Consider the following 19,132-nt stretch of genomic DNA (forward strand, 5'->3'; position numbering starts at 1 on the left):
AGGGTTATTGTAAGCCCTCTAATCCTAGGAAACAAGGGATTTGCTTGTAAGGTTTGAAACCAGTTCTAATGACTGATATTCTGATACCGAGAACATCAGGCAAAGGCATTGCACTTGCATACCGTTTGCGTATAATTAGAGTTGTCAAAAAAGAAAATATGCAAAGGAGGTTTGGGTATGCAACGTACGAGTGGCGTACTCCTTCATATATCATCTCTCCCATCTAAGTTTGGGATTGGGTCTTTCGGGCAATCAGCCTATGATTTTGTCGATTTCCTGGCAAAAACAGGCCAACAATACTGGCAAATTTTGCCTCTAGGGACCACGTCTTATGGAGACTCCCCTTATCAATCATTCTCTGCCTTTGCCGGCAACACTCACTTCATCGACTTGGATCTCCTAGTTGAAGCGGGCTGGCTGACAGAAGCTGATTATGCTGGGGTAGACTTCGGTGACCATCCAGAATATGTGGACTATGCCAAGGTCTATACAGAACGTCGTCCAATCTTGGAGAAGGCAGTCGCTAACTTCTTGGCTAAAGCTGACAAGAAGGACTACCAACAATTCTTGGCGGACAACTATGAATGGTTGGAGCCTTACTGCGAATACATGGCAATCAAGGAGCACTATGATCTTAAGCCATGGTTCCAATGGGATCCAAAAGCTACCTTGCGCGATGAAGCGACCATCGTTCATTTGCGTCAACAATTAGCGGATGTGTTGACCTACCACCGGGTAGTGCAATACTTCTTCAACATCCAATGGCAAGCACTTAAGAAATATGCCAATGCTCAACACATTGAGATTATTGGGGACATGCCAATCTATGTTGCAGCGGATAGTGTTGAAATGTGGATGACCCCACATTACTTCAAGACATCTAAAGATCACCAACCAAGCGTTGTTGCTGGTTGCCCACCAGATGCCTTTACCGCTGACGGCCAACTCTGGGGTAACCCAATCTATAACTGGGAGGCTATGAAGGCTGACGGTTATGCTTGGTGGATTACTCGTCTTAAGGAAAGCTTTAAGCTCTATGATGTGGTTCGGATTGACCACTTCCGTGGCTTCGAGTCCTACTGGGAAATTCCATTTGGCGACACCACTGCTATCAATGGTGAATGGGTCAAAGGTCCAGGTAGCGACCTCTTCCGTGCTATTCGCAAGGAACTAGGCGACGTGAAGATTATTGCTGAAGATTTAGGCTTCATGACTCAGGAAGTAATTGATATGCGGGATGAAACCGGCTTCCCAGGTATGAAAATCATGCAATTTGGTTTTGGCGGAGGGGATTCAGTTGATTTGCCTCACAATTACGTCTATAATTCTGTATGTTATGTGGGAACCCACGATAACGAAACAGGCTTAGGCTGGTTCCAAGACTCAGCTGATGAGGCATCACGTGAATTCTTCAATGCCTACATGAGACGTGGGGAAAATGAAACAGTTTCTCATGCCCTCAACCGCGGGATTGCCGCTGCTGTCAGCAAGATGGCAATCTACACCATGCAAGACTTGTTGAACTTGGGTAACGAAGCGCGTATGAACGTGCCATCTACCTTAGGTAACAACTGGAAATGGCGTATGAAGTCAGATGCTTTGACTGACCAATTAGCGGAAGAATTATTGGAGTTGACAACTACCTACTGCCGTTTGAATCCTGCCTTCAAGGCAGCAAGTGAAGAGGCTGAAGTAGCGGAAGAGACTAAGTCAACTAAGACTACTGAAGTTAAAAAGGCCAAAAAGCCTACAACTAAGTAATACCAAGCAAGACCCGTAAATAAATGTGGCCGGTGTTAGGAGATTTCTTCTAACACCTCTTGCTTGCCTACCTGTTAAATCAGAAAGATCATTGAGGCTTACGGCCTAATCAAAATAAGGAGTTAAACATGACTATTTTAGAAAACTATACTAACAAGCTTTTCAATAAATCAATTGATGCTTGTAACGATGCAGAACTTTACAAAGCCCTTTTAGATATTACGCGTGACAAATCTCGCGAATTACCAACTCACGATGACAAGAAAAAACTCTACTACTTCTCTGCAGAGTTCTTAATCGGGAAGCTCTTGAGCAACAACCTCTTGAACTTAGGTATCTACGATGAAGTGAACGCTGAGTTACAAGCTCACGGCAAATCTATCATGGATATCGAACAAGCTGAAAATGAACCTTCATTAGGTAACGGGGGCTTGGGTCGTTTGGCTGCCTGCTTCGTTGACTCTATCACCAAATTAGGGATTAACGGGGACGGGGTTGGTTTGAACTACCACTTCGGTCTCTTCCGTCAAGTATTCAAAGACAACCAACAAACGACTATTCCAGATGCTTGGTTGACTGGCGATGACTGGACTATCAAAAGCAAGAAGGCTTATACTGTTCCTTTCCGCAAGTTCTCCTTGCATTCTACCCTTTATGATATCGACGTATTAGGTTACAAACAAACCAAGCGTAACCGTCTCCGTCTCTTCGACTTAGATAGTGTGACTTCTGACATTATTGAAGATGGCATTTCCTTCGACAAACACGACATCGAGAAGAACTTGACCCTCTTCCTCTACCCAGATGACTCTGATCACGCAGGTGAAGTATTACGTATTTACCAACAATACTTCATGGTATCTAACGGGGCTCAATTGATCTTGGAAGAAGCAGTCGCTAAGGGCAGCAACTTACACGACTTGGCAGACTACGCAGTTATCCAAATCAACGACACTCACCCAGCCTTAGTTATCCCAGAAATGATTCGTCTCTTGGGCGAACGCGGGATTGAGTTCGATGAAGCGGTAGAAATCGTTCGTTCCATGACTGCCTTCACTAACCACACAATCTTGGCTGAAGCCTTAGAAAAATGGCCTGTATCTTTCTTGGAAGAAGTAATTCCTAATGTGATGGCGATTATTCGTAACTTGGATGCTCGTATTAAAGCACAATTCCCAGATAACGACGCAGTACAAATCATCGACCAATTTGACCGCGTTCACATGGCTCACTTGTCAATCCACTACGGCTTCTCTGTAAACGGGGTTGCAGCTCTGCATACAGACATCTTGAAGAAGTCAGAATTACATGCCTTCTACGAAATCTACCCAGAGAAATTCAACAACAAGACCAACGGGATTACCTTCCGTCGTTGGATCATGGACGCTAACAAGGAATTGTCTGACTACATTGACTCCTTGATTGGTCGTCAATGGCACCACACTGCTGAATTAGAAGGCTTACTCAACTATGTCAATGATCAAGCGGTCTTAGATAAGTTAGAGTCTATCAAGTTCAACAACAAGCTCCACCTCAAACACTACCTCAAGGAAGTGCAAGGTGTAGACATTAACGAGCACTCTATTTTTGACATCCAAATCAAGCGTATGCACGAGTACAAGCGTCAACAAATGAACGCTCTTTATGTGATTAACAAGTACTTAGATATTAAAGCCGGCAACATTCCAGCAACCCCATTGACTGTTTTCTTCGGTGGGAAGGCTGCACCAGCTTATACAATCGCGCAAGATGTCATTCACTTAATCTTGACCTTGTCTGAAGTAATTGCCAATGATCCAGAAGTAAGCCCACACTTACAATTGGTAATGATTGAGAACTATAACGTGGAACGTGCTCAATACTTGATTCCAGCATGTAACATTTCTGAGCAAATCTCCTTGGCTTCTAAGGAAGCAAGTGGTACTGGTAACATGAAGTTCATGTTGAACGGGGCCTTGACCTTAGGGACTGAAGATGGGGCTAACGTGGAAATCCACGAATTAGTTGGTGATGACAATATCTACATCTTCGGTAAGCACAGTGATGAAATCATCAAGCTCTACGAAACTCAAGGTTATGTAGCGCGTGACTACTACGAGCATGACGCGATTCGCCCATTAGTTGACTTCATCGTGAGCGATAAGATGTTAGCAGCAGGGAACGAAGAACGCCTCAGCCGTCTACATCATGAATTAATCAGCAAAGACTGGTTCATGACCTTAATCGACTTGGAAGAATACATCCAAGTTAAGGAAAAAATGTTGGCTGACTACGAAAACCGTACTGAATGGAACAAGAAAGCCTTGATTAACATTGCTAAAGCTGGCTTCTTCTCATCTGACCGGACCATCGCAGAATACAACCGCGATATCTGGCACTTGAAAGAAAACCGTGTAGAAATCGACTAATCGATTAATTAGAAAGCTGGGTTTATCTCAGCTTTCTTTTATATAACAAAATAGCCGGAGGACTTATGTCTTCCGGCTATTTATTAACTTTCTTGAGGGCACTGAGCAAGCTCATTGCCAATATTATTCAGTCGTTCGATTAGGGCCTCAATGGAAATCGCATTAATGTTGATAAATAATTTAGATTGTAATTGCGGAATAGGCACATTACTGAGGATGACATCATACTCAGTACGTATAATCTCGTGGACATTTTGATAGAGGACCTGGGGTGCATGAAATTCTAGTTGCTGGGAACAAGAACAAGTCAAGAGGTCTCGAATCATCAAGGAATGAGAGGAATTAATGCTGCTGAAGATACCCACTCTAATCTTCTTCTGACATGTCATAAGCTGAGGGATTAATTCTGACCAAGTTGAGAAGATGGTATAGATTAAGTATCGGATAATTTCAGGATTTGTATGCAGCTTATTTGCTTGTCTGTATTGAATAACAGCTTTCTCAATATAACCGTAAAAGTCTGGAAAATCATCATAGAGATGACTCATCCATGTAGCGCGGCGTCGGAAAATTTGTGATTTAGCGAATACCTCGTAACATTCGACGGAGGACGCGTTATGGAAGAGGATGGTGAGAACTTCTGGATTGCTAATTTTGAGATCGAAATGTTGACGGATATCCTCAATCATTTGTTGGGCCTGAATCAGCGAAGTGTGGATTGTGGCATATAAACGAGAGGCCACGAGCATATCTTCAAAATTATAGAAAAAATCTTCACGCAAGAATGGGTAGAGAAGGTTAGACAGCACGATATCTCCCAAAGGCTCTCCCACATAGTCCGATAAGGATCGAACGAATTCTTGGTCCGCTTTTTGCGCCAAGGCTTGGGCAAAACGACTTGAGAGATTAGTTTTGTGAAGGGGGAGGTCCCATTTGAAGTAGTGACGCTTGATGTTGATAATGGTTGCGCGCTTAATTAGATAGTAGAGGGAGAAATCTAATGGGCGGTTAAGAATCTTGATGAAGGTGGCCACGAATTTATCTACATGTGATTCTTTGATATCTTCAAAAGGCCAAGTAGTTGATGGATAGCGCTCTGCAAAGTACTGACCAAAGAAGAAGCGAATCTCATTCTCATTACCTGTGATGGCCAGCGGTTTGGTAGATACCTGAATATTATAGAGGCCATTAAACCAACGGTTAATACGGCGGATAGTACGGTAGAAGGTAGGGTAACTCATGAAAAAGTGCTCGAGGATCTCTTCCATTTCAGTATGGGGGTGGAAGAAGAGGTATTCTAAGACCTGGAAGTGGACAGAGTTAGCCAGGTAGAATTGGTAGGCAAGGTTGATGTCGACTGTGAAGCGATTGACCATTTTAGCGCCATCAGGATGGACTGAAATCTCATACTGTGGCAGATTACTGGCGATTTGCTGGAGGTCTTCCTTCAAAATACGGGTAGAACAGTCGAGGGTCTCAGCCAGTTGGTCTAATGGCAGGGCGTTATCGGAAGCGTGGAGGATATTTAATAACTGAAGTTGACGCTTGTGCGTCTTGGAAAGTAACTTTTCGATAATGATGGCCCCCTTAAAATTTGTACTGACGAATTCTTACTAATTATATCATAAAAATGTTTGCTTGCGGAAAAAAGATGACCCAAAATCACAAAAAAAACAGGCCAATTTGAAAGCTTCTAAGCATACAAAAACACCTCCCAAAAGGGAGGTGTGACTTGTCCTTATTCTTTGACAAAGGCAGCAGATTGCTCACCAGCTTGACGGCCGAAGATAATGATGTCGGCAACGGCGTTACCACCGATACGGTTAGCACCGTGAACCCCACCAGTTACTTCACCAGAAGCGTACAAACCTTTGATTGGTTGGTTTTCCTTGTTGAGGACTTGCGCGTTAGTGTTAATCTTGAGACCACCCATGGTGTGGTGAATCCCTGGTGCGATTTTAATCGCATAGTATGGTGCTTGTGACAAGTCGTTGTCCATCCCGGTAGTCCGGCCAAATTCTTCGTACTTCTTATCAGCAACAGCCTTGTTCCAAGTTTCCAGGCTAGCTTTTAAGTTAGCTGGGTCAACACCAATTTCTTTAGCTAGGTCTTCAATGGTGTCACCCTTGACCACTAAGCCTTTAGATTCGTATTGGTTGATAGCTTTAACGCGACCCTTAAGGGCTTCGTCGAAGACAACGTAAGCTGACTTGCCTTCTTGGCCGATAATGGCAGCAGAAACCTTGTCACGGGTTTCTAATTCGTTGAAGAAACGTTTACCTTCTTGGTTGATTAAGATAGCACCTTCACCACGAACGGCTTCAGTGATTAAGTAAGAAGTCTTTTGTTCAACAGAAGGGTGGATTTGGATTTGATCCATGTCAACGGTTTGTGCGCCCAATTTTTCGGCCATCTTGATACCGTCCCCTTGGGAACCTTCTTGGTTAGTTGTAACAAAGCCTTTGAGTTCTGGCTTAAGTTGGCTGACCATGTCTAAGTTAGCCCCGAAACCACCTGTTGCTAAGACAACGGCCTTAGATTTGATGGTTTTTTCTTGGCCTTCAACCGTTACTTTGACACCAGAAACAGCGCCGTTTTCTTCAGTGATTTCAGTTACGTCAGAGTTAACGAAGGTTGGAATCTTACGCTCAGTGACGTTAGCATAGAGGCCTTCTACTAAGTAGCCCCCAATTGCAGAACCATCTGATGGACGGTGTGTACGCTTAACGCTCATCCCACCGGTAGTGGTCAAGTTATCCAACTTAATGTTCATAGAGTCTAACCAATCAATGGCGCTAGCAGAGTGGTCTACTAAGAAGCGAAGCAATTCTGGATCGTTCTTTTCTTTCCCGCCTTTGAAGGTCTCTTCGTAAAACTTGTCGTTAGAGTCTTCAATACCAGCTTCCTTTTGGAATTTGGTTTCGCTGGCGTTCATCCCAGCAGAAGACTTGCTAGTGTTCCCACCTACGATTGGCATTTTTTCGAAAATTACAACGTTGGCTCCAGCGTCATGGGCTGCGATTGCTGCGGCCAAACCGCCACCACCGGAACCGACAACGACTACGTCGTAGCTTTCCTTAAGTTCAGCTGGGTCCGTATATTTTTTCTTGGACGCTCCTGAAGTTGTATCGGGCTTGGAAGATTCTTGGGCTAAGACAGACAGGGTGTGACCGAGGCTAGCAAAGACCAAGAACAAAGCTGCGAAAAGGATAGATAATTTTTTACGCATGTGAACTGACATCTCCTTTTGTGATTTAATTATCTTATTACATTATACAGAATTTTGGTTTAAATTTCAATCTTTTACCGGAAAAAGACAGAAAAAAACACCTTTTCCAGTAAACAGGGCAAAATGAAAAACTTTGTGAAAGCAAGGTGGATAAGAGTCCTGTTAAATCAGGGATGTAAACGCTCAAAAAACTTGCTTTAAAGAGCTTAAAAGGCTACCTTTTTTGCTGTTTATGTGGTATTATATATCTGTTGCTAAGCAATATCTTAAGGAGGAAGAAAAAATATGAAAGTAGTAGTAGTTGGCTGTACTCATGCAGGAACAGCATCTGTTAAAACTATTTTAAATGATCACCCAGAAGCGGAAGTTGTTGTTTACGAACGTAACGATAACGTATCCTTCTTGTCATGTGGGATTGCCTTATACGTTGGTGGGGTTGTGAAAGATCCTCAAGGGCTCTTCTACTCAAGCCCAGAAGAATTAGCTTCTTTAGGCGCTAAAGTCAACATGGAACACGATGTTTTAGAGGCTGACTTGAAGGCTAAGACCTTACGCGTTAAGAACCTCAAAACTGGTGAAGAATTCGATGAAACTTTTGACAAGTTAGTGGTAACGACTGGTTCTTGGCCAATCATCCCACCATTAGAAGGTTTAGACTTAGAAAACGTTCAACTCTGCAAGAACTACAACCAAGCTAAAGAAATCTTCGCTAAGAAGACTGACAAGCAAAAAGTGGTAGTAATCGGTGGGGGCTACATCGGGATTGAACTCGTTGAAGCCTTCAACTTAGAAGGTAAAGACGTTACCTTGCTTGACGGTTTAGACCGTATCTTGAACAAATACTTAGACCCAGAATTCACGGATGTCTTAGAAGAAGACTTGCGTAACCGTGGCGTTGAAGTACGCCTTAACGAAATGGTTCAAGGTTTCAAAGGCGAAAACGGCGTCGTGAAGAAAGTGGTAACCACTGGTGGCGAATACGAAGCTGACATGGTAATCCTCTGTGTAGGTTTCCGTCCAAACACTGACTTAGTTAAAGACCAAGTTGAAACCATGCCTAACGGTGCTATCATCGTTGACGACTACATGAAGACTAGCCATCCAGATGTTTTTGCAGCGGGTGACTCTTGTGCGGTTAACTACAACCCTAATGGCGGTCATGCTTACATTCCATTAGCAACTAACGCTGTGCGTATGGGTGCTTTGGTTGGTAAGAACATCGCAGGTGACAAAGTTCGTTACCGCGGGACTCAATCAACTTCAGGTCTCCACCTCTTCGGTTGGAACATCGGTTCAACTGGGGTGAACGAAGGCTCTGCTAAGCACTTCGGTTTAGATACTCGTTCAGTATACGTGGTGGACAACTACCGTCCAGAATTCATGCCAACAAACGAGAAAATCTACATGAAGTTAGTTTACGAAGTAGGGACTAACCGCATCGTAGGTGGGCAAGTAATGTCTAAATACGATTGTACCGCTTCTGCTAACACCTTGTCCTTGGCTATCCAAAACAAGATGACCATTGAAGACTTGGCTTATGTTGACTTCTTCTTCCAACCTGTCTTTGACCGTCCTTGGAACTACCTCAACATCTTAGCTCAAGCTGCAGTTGAACAAGAACGCAAACTTAACGCTTAATAGCAAATGGGACTGGCCTTGCCAGTCTCTTTTTTTATGGGCACTCGGGGTAAATTAAAAATCCCATTATATCATATATGATATAATGGGATTTTTTTGTCTGCCTATAAATCAGATTTGAGCAGGCTATAGTGGGCGGAATCCACAATGCCCTGGTTGTTATGCATGGCTTGGCGTAGGATGCCTTCGAATTGGAAGCCGGCCTTTTGCATGACGCGACCAGATCCAGGATTGGCAGTGTCATGGGTGGCAATAAGTCGATTGAGATCTGCTTCTTGCAAGAGGAAACGGCTGACCGCAATGAGGGCTTGGGTCATGTAGCCTTTGCCCCAGTAATTTCGTCCTAGTACATAGCCTATGGTCATGGAATTGGTGCCAGGCACATAGTCGAGGGCACTAATATCGCCAATGACTTGGTCAGGCTGGGATTTGAGAGTGATGGCCCATATAAAGGTACCGCCGTCTTGATAGGCCGCTACCCAACGCTCTAGGATGGCTTGAGTGACGTCTAAGTCGGCATGAGCCGGCCAGATCAGGTAGGTGACATTGTCGGGACGACCCGCCCAGTTGTTGAACATGGCAGGCGCATCTGATAGTTCAAATCGTCGTAAAACAAGGTCTTCTGTGATGAGAGTTTGGGTTCCGATGGCTTTCATAAGCAAGCCTCCTTTCTTTGACCTTGATTATACGCCCAAGAAAGAAAAAAGCCAAGACAGAGGTGCTGTCTTGGCTAGTTTGTGGGATGGAGGGGACAAGAAAAATTCCCATTATATCATATATGATATAATGGGAATTTTGTCTGCCTATAAATCAGATTTGAGCAGGCTATAGTGGGCGGAGTCCACAATGCCCTGGTTGTTATGTCCGGCTTGGCGTAGGATGCCTTCGAAGTGGAAGCCAGCCTTTTGCATGACGCGTCCAGAACCCGGGTTGGCAGTGTCGTGGGTGGCACTAAGTCGATTGATATCTGCTTCTTGCAAGAAGAAACGACTGACCGCAATGAGGGCCTGGGTCATGTAGCCTTTGCCCCAGTAATCTCGTCCTAGGACATAGCCAATGGTTATGGAATTGGTGGCAGGCTCATAGCCGACGCCACTAATATCGCCAATGACTTGATCAGGTTGGGATTTGAGGGTGATGGCCCATTTAAAGCTGTCGCCGTCTTGATAGGCCGCTACCCAGCGCGCCATGGTGGCTTGAGTGACGCTTAAGTCAGCGTGAGCTGGCCAGGTCAGGTAGGTGACATTGTCGGGACGGCCCGCCCAGTTGCTGAACATGGCAGGCGCATCTGACAGTTCAAATCGTCGTAAAATAAGATCTTCTGTGATGAGAGTTTGGGTTCCAATGGCTTTCATGGGCAAGCCTCCTTTCTTTGACCTTGATTATACGCCCAAGAAAGAAAAAAGCCAAGACAGATGGACTGTCTTGGCTAGTTTTATTGCTTGCGCAAAAGGCTAGGAAATTGAATCTGTTCAATCAGTCGTTTGACTGGCTCGTTATTGAAGAGGTAATAGAGGACGACTGAATTGACCACTAGGGAAGCCATATTTTTGTAGAAACGTACTGGCAAGATAGCCATGATAGCTTTTTTCTGAACCATCATGGTCCAGAGGGTATTAAGTCCCAAGTTACAGATGAGGGTGACAGCCAAGACGGTCAGGAAGATTCGAAGAGGGGTCTTAGTTTGGCGGTGAAGGCCAAGCCCATAAATCAATCCGCCGACAATGGCCGTTAGGGTGTAACCGGGGAAGTAGACACCTTTAGCACCACCCAAGGCGAATTTGAGAATATCGTGGGCAGCGCCAAGAATCATGGCAGGGATTGGTCCGGCAATTGCGCCAGTCAAGGCAGCCCCCACAAAGCCAAAACCCATTTTGGTAACGCCTAAATCGATTTCTGGTAGGTAATCCAAGGCGAAGCGAATAGCCAACAAGATGGCCAGGGTAGTTAACTGTAGGGTGGTGACGGCGCCTTTACGGCGGTATACTTGATTTTCCATTTTAATAGCATCTCCTTAATTTAGCGAGTTGCTTCATTTAACTGACAGAACCAATTAAATGCAGCGAATGCAGAAAAGAAACCGCAAAATGTCCAGCATTTTTTCGTATAGGAGCAACATTCCATCTCGCTATCACTTAACGCTTCTTTTCTTACTCTGGTGTTAGTTGGTGTCAGCGCCCTCCTTGCCTAAACCTCCTTCTTCTAGATTAGGGTTCTAACCTCCTAAGCATAGGGATAAAAGGGTCCTTTGTCAAGCCTTGCAGACTGAGAATTCCGGTGCTATAATAAGCTTGTTCCGGAGACGTACCGAAGAGGCCGTAACGGGAATGACTCGAAATCATTTTGTCGGGCAACCGGCACGTGGGTTCGAATCCCACCGTCTCCGTTATATCAGATAAAAAAGCCATCCCACGTAAGGATGGCTTTTGATATTTTAATCTCTAAAATAATGAGGTAGGCTAGCGAAGACGCGTTTGTCGGCCCAACCAATCCAAGCGCCTTGGCAGAGCAGGGCGGCGATGGTGCCTAGATTAACGGCATAGAGATGGCCGGAGAGGGCAAACATAATAATCAGCATAGCAATTGGGATGCAAAAGGTTAGGAGTTGCGCATGTACCGGGTTGCCATTGCAGAACTTGAAGCGGATGGTGTTAGTCAATTCATCTAAAGGATGAATAATCCAATTGACCCGTTGATAGATGGAAATGGCAATAGCAATCAAGAAAATGCCGGCCACATTCAAGACTAGGCGTAACCAAACCGGCAGCCCAGGCAAGCCCAGCCAGCCCATACCTTGCACAAAATATTGGACCAAGACACTAAAAGGGAAGATGAAGACAAAATTTCCTATAATTAGAGGAATATCTATTTTCTTATCGATGACAATATTCAAGATAATTCCTAACAAGGCATTGCAGAGCAAGACGGTACCCAGTTGAATAGGAAAATAGTTAGAAATATTGACTGAAGCAGCGGTCCACATGGAAGAGCCCATATTCATGGAAATGGTCAGAGCATTGCCAAAGGTGTTGAGCAAGATTGAGATAGATAGGTAATAGATTTTTTCTTGGAGAGTGAGTGGGCGGGGTTGAGACATTATTTAAAGTTCCTTTCTTGATTTCACAACCCTATTATTCTAGCATAATTCCCCCAATTTGCCTATCAAGAAATCCTCAAGCAGACGGGTTGAAGTTAAGGCGCAAAATACCTATAATAGTAACTAGCAATGACCCGTACTTTATAGGAAGAAAAATTTCCTCGCTCCCTAAAAAAGGGACTGACAAACGGATTTCTGGCTGAAGAAAGATAGAAAGAAGGAATACTATGGCACAAGTAGAAAGTTTTACCCTAGATCATAATGCCGTTAAGGCGCCTTATGTCCGCCTAGCTGGCACGGAGCGCCACGAATCTGGAGCCCTCTTGCAAAAATATGACATGCGTTTCTTGCAACCTAACCAAGATGCAATCCCTACAGGAGCGCTTCATACCCTAGAGCACTATTTGGCCATTAACTTACGCGATGAGTTGGATGGGGTCGTAGATATCTCCCCAATGGGCTGCCGGACTGGCTATTACATGGTGATTTGGAATGAGCACACGCCAGCAGAAGTGGCCCAAGCGCTAGCCAATGTTTTGAAGAAGGTTCAAGGTTTTACTGATATTCCGGCAGCCACTGCTAAGGAATGCGGTAACTACAAGGATCATTCACTCTGGGGCGCCAAAGAATATGCCCGTTTGGTCTTAGAACAAGGTATTAGCACGGATCCTTTTGTCCGTGATCAGGTAATCCGTTAATTTATATAAAAAGGACAGGCACCGACCTGTCCTTTTTGTCTACTCCAAGATAGGAATCAAAAAAATGTTGTCGACAGGAAAGGTAGGGTAAGGACTAGGTCCTAGTATGAGAGAGTAGGGCGTTAGCCTGCCATCCTGACTTCCTTATAGGACATAAAAGGCGATGATAGCGTAATTTTCATGAAAGCACTTCCTGTTTATTGGCCGTTTTCCGACCAACCAAAACTAGATGAAAATTTAGTGAGAAATAAAACTGTATGCGGTTTAAGATTTGCATTATAGGAATAAGAATGGTATCATAAAAGAGGTTAGAGAAGGAGCAATTCTTCTTAAGACGGGAGTCTGAGAAGCTTTGCATGGTCAATCTTTGACCAAAGGAGGCAGATGATGCGAGATATGTTTTCTTTGATTGAGAAAGTCGTCCCGCAAGTCGGCCAAGAATTAGTACAGCGATTGCGCATAATGAAGACCTTGGCCCAACATCCTGAGCGGATTGGTCGTAAGACCCTAGCAGAGGAAGTGGCCCTATCAGAGCGTAGCTTGCGGACCTTGATGGATAGCTTGCGATCTCAGGGCTTGGTGGATGTCAAGCAGTCGGGGATTCGGCTAACGCCTATTGGCTTAGATGTTTTGGAAGCCATGGAGCAAGCCTTAGACGATCACCATGAGTTCTTCGAGCTGGCTCAAGGAGTCAAGGAGAAGCTAGGACTGCAAGAAGTCTGGATTGTCAAAGGTGATGCCGATGTCGATCCTAAGGTTGGGAGCCGGCTAGGACGCAAGGTAGCAGAGTTTCTGGCCTTGAACCTAGAATCAGGACGTCAAGTGCTAGCCATGACCGGGGGAACTACCCTGGCTCAAGTAGCCCAAGAATTCACACCTCAATTGGGAGAAGGTAGAGACCTAGTCTTTGTACCTGCTCGTGGCGGGGTTGGTGGCTCCTATGATATTCAAGCCAACAATATTGGGGGCTTGATGGCTAAACAGACGGATGGTCAGTTTGTGCCACTCTTTATCCCTGAGAATATCGGGGAGCAAGTTTCGCAAGTACTACTCAACAATCCTTCTATACGTCATGCTGTTGAATTAAGCAAGACAGCCAATGTGCTCTTGTTATCGGTCGGCAATGCCAATGTGATGGCAGAACGACATGATTTAACGGCGGATCAGAAGCGATTATTGAAGGACCAAGATGCGGTTGGAGAAGCCTTCGGGGTGTTTTTCAATCAAAGCGGCCAGGAGGTCTTACGGTTACCGAGATTTGGGATTCAATTCCAGTCTTTGCGTGAGGTGCCTCTCTTGATTACTGTAGTAGGCGGCGCTAGCAAGGCCCGCGCTGTAGAGGCTTACTACAAACTTATCCAACATCATGGGGTTCTAATCTGTGATGAAGGAATCGCAAACATGGTTTTAAGTGGGGCTAATACCCCGTTAAAATAAATTTTTCCTTAAGGAGGAAGTCAAATATGACAGTAAAAGTAGGTATTAACGGTTTTGGACGTATCGGTCGTTTAGCATTCCGTCGTATCCAAGAAGTAGAAGGTTTGGAAGTTGTCGCAATCAACGACTTAACTGATGCTAAACAATTAGCACACTTATTAAAATATGACTCAACTCAAGGTCGTTTCAACGGTGAAGTTGAAGTATTAGACGGCGCTTTCCGTGTGAACGGCAAAGAAGTTAAAGTTTTAGCTAACCGTAATCCTGAAGAATTACCTTGGGGTGAATTAGGTGTAGATATCGTGCTTGAATGTACTGGTTTCTTCACTTCAAAAGAAAAAGCTGAATTACACTTAAAAGCTGGTGCTAAACGTGTAGTTATCTCAGCTCCTGGTGGTAACGACGTACCAACAGTTGTTTACAACGTAAACCACAACATCTTAACTGGGGATGAAACAGTAATCTCTGGTGCTTCATGTACTACTAACTGCTTGGCTCCAATGGCTAAAGCTTTACAAGACAACTTCGGCGTTGTAGAAGGTTTAATGACTACTATCCACGCTTACACTGGTGACCAAAACACCTTGGACGCTCCACACCCTAAAGGTGACTTGCGTCGTGCTCGCGCAGCAGCTGCTAACATCGTTCCTAACACAACTGGTGCTGCTAAAGCTATCGGCTTAGTAATCCCAGAATTGAACGGTAAATTAGACGGGGCTGCACAACGCGTTCCTGTACCAACTGGTTCTTTAACTGAATTAGTAACTGTTTTAGAAAAACCTGTAACTGCTGAAGAAGTTAACGCAGCAATGAAAGCAGCAGCTAACGAATCTTACGGTTACACTGAAGATCCACTCGTATCTTCTGACATCGTAGGGATCACTTACGGTTCATTATTTGACGCAACTCAAACCAAAGTAATGACTGTAGGCGACAAACAATTAGTTAAGACTGTATCTTGGTATGACAACGAAATGTCATACACTGCTCAATTAATTCGTACCTTAGCTTACTTCGCAAGCTTATAATCATAAGTTTCATATACGAATGTCGAGCTTAGTCGCATGACACTCTAGGCGGGGAAGTGACAAGCTTCCTCGCCTTTTGTTTTTATATCACCGCTTTGGTGTTGAGGTCAGTTGCATCAGCAGGTTGACCCATCGCCAGGAAGAGTCACTGCTGTCAATTGATAACAGCACCAAATCGCATGCCCAAGGAGGTTTTTATATGGCAAAAAAAATCGTAACTGATTTAGATGTAGCAGGTAAAAAGGTATTAGTTCGGGTGGACTTTAACGTTCCAATGAAAGACGGCGTCATTACTGACGACAACCGGATTGTTCAAGCTTTGCCAACTATCCAATACTTAATCGATAACAAAGCAAAACTCATCCTCTTCTCTCACTTAGGTAAAGTTAAAACTGAAGAAGACAAAGCTTCTAAGTCTTTAGCTCCAGTTGCAAAACGTTTAGGTGAATTATTAGGTAAGGAAGTAACTTTCGTGCCAGAAACCCGTGGGGCAGCTTTAGAAGCAGCTATCGATGGTTTAGCTGAAGGCGATGTCTTAGTATTCGAAAACACTCGTTTTGAAGACATCGATGGTAAAAAAGAATCTAAAAATGACCCTGAATTGGGTAAATACTGGGCAAGCTTGGGTGACCTCTTTGTCAACGATGCTTTCGGGACAGCTCACCGTTCCCACGCATCTAACGTTGGTGTGGCAAGCCACTTGGAAACTGCCGCTGGTTTCTTGATGGATAAGGAAATCAAGTTCATTGGTGGCGCGGTTGACAATCCAAAACGTCCATTCGTTGCTATCTTAGGTGGGGCTAAGGTCTCCGATAAGATTGGGGTTATTGAAAACCTCCTCGATAAGGCTGACAAAGTCTTAATCGGTGGTGGGATGGCTTACACCTTCTTCAAAGCAAAAGGCTACGAAGTAGGGCTTTCGCTCTTAGAAGCTGATCGCGTAGAATTAGCTAAAGAAATCATGGCCAAGGCTGGCGACAAATTAGTATTGCCAATTGACAACAAGGTGGCACCAGAATTTAGCAATGATGCACCAATTACAGTGGTGCCTTCAGATGCTATTCCAGCAGATCAAGAAGGTTTAGACATCGGTCCAGCGACTGTTAAACTCTTCTCTGACTACTTACAAGATGCTAAGACCGTTGTATGGAACGGGCCAATGGGTGTCTTCGAGTTCTCTAACTTTGCTGGCGGGACCATTGGGGTCTGCGAAGCAATTGCGCACCTTGAAGGGGCAACCACTATTATCGGTGGGGGGGACTCTGCAGCTGCTGCAGCTCAATTAGGCTATGCTGACAAGTTCACTCACATCTCAACTGGTGGGGGCGCATCCTTAGAATACCTCGAAGGTAAGGAATTACCAGGGGTTGCTTCTATCTCAGACAAATAAGAATTCAATCAATCTGTGAAGGCCAGGGCTTTTTCTAAGCCCTGGGACCTTCCGTAATCCTTAGGAGGATACTAATGAGAAAACCAATTATTGCAGGTAACTGGAAAATGAACAAAACCAACGAAGAAGCTAAAGCCTTCGTTGAGGCGGTTAAAGGCAAATTACCTTCCGCAGATCTTGTTGAAGCAGTTGTAGGCGTTCCAGCTTTAGTGGCTTCTGACGTTAAAGCAAGCTTAGCTGGTTCAGACTTAGGTTTGGCAGTACAAAACTGCTACTTCGAAGATGCAGGTGCCTTTACAGGTGAAACTAGCCCAGCATCACTCAAAGCATTAGGTGTTGACTATGTTATCATTGGTCACTCAGAGCGTCGTGAATACTTCCATGAGACAGACCAAGACGTTAACAAGAAGGGCTTAGCAATCTTCCGCAACGGTATGGTGCCAATTATCTGCTGTGGTGAAACCTTAGAACAATACGAAGCAGGTCAAGCAGAAGAAGTTGTTGAAAAACAAGTAACAGCTGCTTTGGCAGGCTTCTCAGAAGATCAAGTGAAAGCTTCTGTTATCGCTTATGAACCAATTTGGGCGATTGGGACTGGTAAGTCTGCAACCCAGGAAGACGCACAAAAAATGTGTGCAGCGGTTCGTTCAGTCGTAGCTAAGAACTTTGGTCAAGCAGCAGCAGACGCTGTACGTGTGCAATATGGTGGCTCAGTTAAACCAGAGAACGTGGCAGAATACATGTCATGTCCAGATGTTGACGGTGCCTTAGTCGGCGGTGCTTCTTTAGTACCAGAATCATTCTTAGCGTTATTAGAAGGTGTGAAATAATGTCAAAAGCTCCTGTAGCCTTAATCATCTTGGACGGCTTCGCTATTCGCGACGAAGTGTTCGGGAATGCCGTTAAAGCAGCCAAGAAACCAAACTTTGACCGTTACTGGGAAACTTACCCTCACAACCAACTCAAAGCCAGCGGTGAAGACGTGGGCTTGCCAGATGGCCAAATGGGTAACTCCGAAGTAGGCCACTTAAACATTGGGGCAGGGCGTATTGTTTATCAATCCCTAACCCGTATTAACATTTCCATTCGTGAAGGCCAATTCTACGAAATTCCTGAATTGGTTGAAGCGGTGAAAGCAGCCAAAGAATCAGGTAAAGCTCTTCACTTGATGGGCTTAATCTCTGACGGTGGGGTTCACTCTCACTACGAGCACCTCTTTGCGCTCTTACGTTTAGCTAAGCAATATGGCCTTGAAAAAGTCTATGTTCATGGCTTCTTAGATGGTCGTGACGTGGCGCCATCTTCAGGTTTAGACTTCGTTAAGAAGACTGAAGAAGTCTTCGGTGAAGTCGGCGTAGGTCGTTTCGCAACCATTTCTGGTCGTTACTATGCTATGGACCGTGACAAGCGTTGGGAACGGGTGCAACTGGCTTATGACGCTATGGTTCACGGCAAAGGTGCCCAATTTGACTCTGCTGTGGCAGGGATTGAAGCTTCCTATAAGGAAGAAGTTTACGATGAATTTGTCGTACCATTTGTGGTCACTGAAGGTGGACAACCAGTAGCTGAGATTGAATCTGGCGATTCTGTTGTCTTCTTCAACTTCCGTCCAGACCGGGCTATCCAATTAGGGACTGCCTTGTCTAACCCAGCTTTCGAAGGTTTCGACCGTGGCGACTATCCAAAAGACCTCAAATTCGTGACCTTCACTGTATACAGTGATGATGTCTTAGCTGAGATTGCCTTCAAGAAGGAAGACCTCAAAAACACTATCGGTGAAGTTCTGGCCAATAATGGCAAACAACAATTACGGATTGCAGAAACTGAGAAATATCCTCACGTTACCTTCTTCATGAGTGGTGGCCGTCATGAGGAATTCCAAGGTGAAGATCGGATCTTAATCCCATCTCCTAAGGTTGCAACCTATGACCTCAAGCCAGAAATGTCTGCTTATGAAGTCAAGGATGCCTTAGTAGCTGCCATCAATGAAGATAAGTTGGATGCCATCATCCTTAACTTCGCTAACCCTGACATGGTAGGTCACTCTGGTATGTTAGAACCAACTGTCAAAGCCATTGAAGCGGTTGACGAGTGCTTAGGCGAAGTCGTGGACTTAATCTTAGCCAAAGGCGGTTCTGCCATCATTACAGCCGACCACGGGAACTCTGACGAAGTGGTGACTTTAGACGGTCAACCAATGACTGCCCACACAACTAATCCAGTGCCAGTTATTGTAACCAAGCCAGGAGTAGAACTTCGTTCAGGTGGCCGTTTGGCTGACTTGGCCCCAACCATGTTGGATTTATTAGGGGTTGCGCAACCGGTAGAAATGACCGGGGAATCCCTCATTAAGAAATAGGTTAAAAAGCAAGAAAATCTTTGCATTTTGCCACGAAAATCACTAAAATAGATAGTGGCAATACTCTTAAGCAATTAAGAGGCTAAT

The 19,132-nt window shown here is 44.7% G+C and carries 15 protein-coding genes, 1 tRNA gene and 1 riboswitch; of the genes, 10 read left to right on the forward strand and 6 right to left on the reverse strand.

What is annotated here, in order from left to right:
* Positions 1–177: 177 nt before the first annotated feature.
* On the forward strand, positions 178–1,761 hold the full coding sequence (gene malQ, locus RWO08_RS00875) for a 4-alpha-glucanotransferase (protein WP_291431252.1): 1,584 nt from the start codon (positions 178–180) through the stop codon (positions 1,759–1,761).
* 128 nt (positions 1,762–1,889) lie between these two features.
* Positions 1,890–4,169 carry a glycogen/starch/alpha-glucan phosphorylase gene (locus RWO08_RS00880; protein ID WP_314211036.1) on the forward strand — a complete coding sequence of 760 codons (2,280 nt, stop codon included), beginning with the start codon at positions 1,890–1,892 and terminating at the stop codon, positions 4,167–4,169.
* Positions 4,170–4,252: 83 nt separating this feature from the next.
* Here the strand turns inward: RWO08_RS00880 and RWO08_RS00885 are convergent, their stop codons facing one another.
* Positions 4,253–5,749 (reverse strand): helix-turn-helix domain-containing protein, encoded by a 1,497-nt coding sequence (locus RWO08_RS00885; protein WP_314211213.1) that lies wholly within the window; start codon positions 5,747–5,749, stop codon positions 4,253–4,255.
* 158 nt (positions 5,750–5,907) lie between these two features.
* Complete coding sequence (locus RWO08_RS00890; RefSeq protein WP_314211037.1) at positions 5,908–7,398, reverse strand: flavocytochrome c; 1,491 nt, start codon at positions 7,396–7,398, stop codon at positions 5,908–5,910.
* A gap of 285 nt (positions 7,399–7,683) precedes the next feature.
* Between RWO08_RS00890 and RWO08_RS00895 the strand changes: the two genes are divergently transcribed.
* Positions 7,684–9,036, forward strand: coding sequence for an FAD-dependent oxidoreductase (locus RWO08_RS00895; RefSeq protein WP_291431258.1), 1,353 nt, complete (start codon positions 7,684–7,686; stop codon positions 9,034–9,036).
* Positions 9,037–9,140: 104 nt separating this feature from the next.
* On the opposite strand, the gene RWO08_RS00900 is transcribed toward RWO08_RS00895, so the two are convergent.
* The 3 genes from RWO08_RS00900 to RWO08_RS00910 form a co-directional block, all read right to left on the reverse strand.
* Positions 9,141–9,692: a GNAT family N-acetyltransferase gene (locus tag RWO08_RS00900; protein ID WP_291431260.1), complete on the reverse strand. Its 552-nt coding sequence runs from the start codon at positions 9,690–9,692 to the stop codon at positions 9,141–9,143.
* 147 nt (positions 9,693–9,839) lie between these two features.
* Positions 9,840–10,391, reverse strand: coding sequence for a GNAT family N-acetyltransferase (locus tag RWO08_RS00905; RefSeq protein WP_306485974.1), 552 nt, complete (start codon positions 10,389–10,391; stop codon positions 9,840–9,842).
* An 80-nt stretch (positions 10,392–10,471) separates the two neighbouring features.
* Positions 10,472–11,035: a folate family ECF transporter S component gene (locus RWO08_RS00910; protein ID WP_291428616.1), complete on the reverse strand. Its 564-nt coding sequence runs from the start codon at positions 11,033–11,035 to the stop codon at positions 10,472–10,474.
* Between the two features lie 59 nt (positions 11,036–11,094).
* Positions 11,095–11,196, reverse strand: a riboswitch (THF riboswitch).
* Between the two features lie 138 nt (positions 11,197–11,334).
* On the opposite strand from RWO08_RS00910, the gene RWO08_RS00915 reads away from it, so the two are divergent.
* Positions 11,335–11,422 (forward strand) — tRNA-Ser (locus tag RWO08_RS00915).
* A 48-nt stretch (positions 11,423–11,470) separates the two neighbouring features.
* Here RWO08_RS00915 and RWO08_RS00920 read toward each other — a convergent pair.
* Positions 11,471–12,133 carry a hypothetical protein gene (locus RWO08_RS00920; RefSeq protein ID WP_314211038.1) on the reverse strand — a complete coding sequence of 221 codons (663 nt, stop codon included), beginning with the start codon at positions 12,131–12,133 and terminating at the stop codon, positions 11,471–11,473.
* A gap of 227 nt (positions 12,134–12,360) precedes the next feature.
* On the opposite strand from RWO08_RS00920, the gene RWO08_RS00925 reads away from it, so the two are divergent.
* From RWO08_RS00925 to gpmI, 6 genes are all read left to right on the forward strand, one after another.
* Positions 12,361–12,831, forward strand: coding sequence for an S-ribosylhomocysteine lyase (locus RWO08_RS00925; protein WP_291454444.1), 471 nt, complete (start codon positions 12,361–12,363; stop codon positions 12,829–12,831).
* A gap of 387 nt (positions 12,832–13,218) precedes the next feature.
* Positions 13,219–14,268 (forward strand): sugar-binding transcriptional regulator, encoded by a 1,050-nt coding sequence (locus tag RWO08_RS00930; protein ID WP_268444959.1) that lies wholly within the window; start codon positions 13,219–13,221, stop codon positions 14,266–14,268.
* A gap of 26 nt (positions 14,269–14,294) precedes the next feature.
* On the forward strand, positions 14,295–15,296 hold the full coding sequence (gene gap, locus RWO08_RS00935; RefSeq protein ID WP_070755289.1) for a type I glyceraldehyde-3-phosphate dehydrogenase: 1,002 nt from the start codon (positions 14,295–14,297) through the stop codon (positions 15,294–15,296).
* 199 nt (positions 15,297–15,495) lie between these two features.
* Positions 15,496–16,686 carry a phosphoglycerate kinase gene (locus RWO08_RS00940; protein ID WP_070755291.1) on the forward strand — a complete coding sequence of 397 codons (1,191 nt, stop codon included), beginning with the start codon at positions 15,496–15,498 and terminating at the stop codon, positions 16,684–16,686.
* Between the two features lie 74 nt (positions 16,687–16,760).
* Entirely contained in the window at positions 16,761–17,516 is a 756-nt protein-coding gene (tpiA, locus tag RWO08_RS00945; RefSeq protein ID WP_306485982.1) for a triose-phosphate isomerase, read from the forward strand.
* The gene (gene gpmI / locus RWO08_RS00950; RefSeq protein WP_306485983.1) at positions 17,516–19,045 is read left to right on the forward strand and encodes a 2,3-bisphosphoglycerate-independent phosphoglycerate mutase; all 1,530 of its coding nucleotides are present in this window, start codon (positions 17,516–17,518) and stop codon (positions 19,043–19,045) included. The genes tpiA and gpmI overlap by 1 nt, the downstream gene beginning before the upstream one ends.
* Positions 19,046–19,132 lie beyond the last annotated feature (87 nt).

It is taken from the genome of uncultured Abiotrophia sp., assembly GCF_963520105.1.
Lineage (GTDB): Bacteria > Bacillota > Bacilli > Lactobacillales > Aerococcaceae > Abiotrophia.